This is a genomic window from Rhizobium sp. SRI_017 (assembly GCF_057586295.1).
Window position 1 is genome coordinate 1 of sequence record NZ_JBYCZP010000092.1, and the last position, 575, is coordinate 575.

General features: G+C 64.2%; 1 protein-coding gene. It reads right to left on the minus strand.

The window, feature by feature from the left end:
- On the minus strand, nucleotides 1–575 hold a 575-nt coding region (locus AC2YI2_RS35165), incomplete at both ends, for a chemotaxis protein CheA (protein ID WP_487391144.1).

Here is a 575-nt window from a genome sequence, read left to right on the forward strand (position 1 = left end):
TTCGAGGCATTCCTCGACGGCCGAGAGCGGGATGACATAGTTGCCCTTGCCGACGCGGACGAGAAGCCCGTCGATAATGGCGAGCGTCAAGGGGATGCGGAGCGCGACCACCGAGCCCTCGCCCGGCTTGCTCGTGATGTCGATCGTGCCGCGAAGCGCTTCCACCGTCTTCTTCACCACATCCATTCCGACGCCGCGGCCGGAGAGGTTTGTCACCTGCGCAGCGGTCGAGAAGCCGGGCTGGAAGATGAGCAGCAGCAGTTCCTGATCAGTCAGCGCTGCACCCGGCTGGATGATCCCGGAGGATTCCGCCTTCGCTCGAACGCGCTCGCGGTTGATGCCGCGGCCGTCGTCCCTGATCGTGATGATCACTTCGCCGCCGGTCTGGTGGGCCGAGAGGATAACCTGACCCTTGGGCGGCTTGCCGGCTGCGATACGATCCTCGGGCTTTTCGAGCCCGTGGTCGATCGAGTTGCGGACGAGGTGGACGAGCGGATCAGCCAGGCGGTCGATGACCGTCTTGTCGACTTCGGTCGTCTCGCCTTCGGTGATAAGCTCGATCTCCTTGCCCGTCT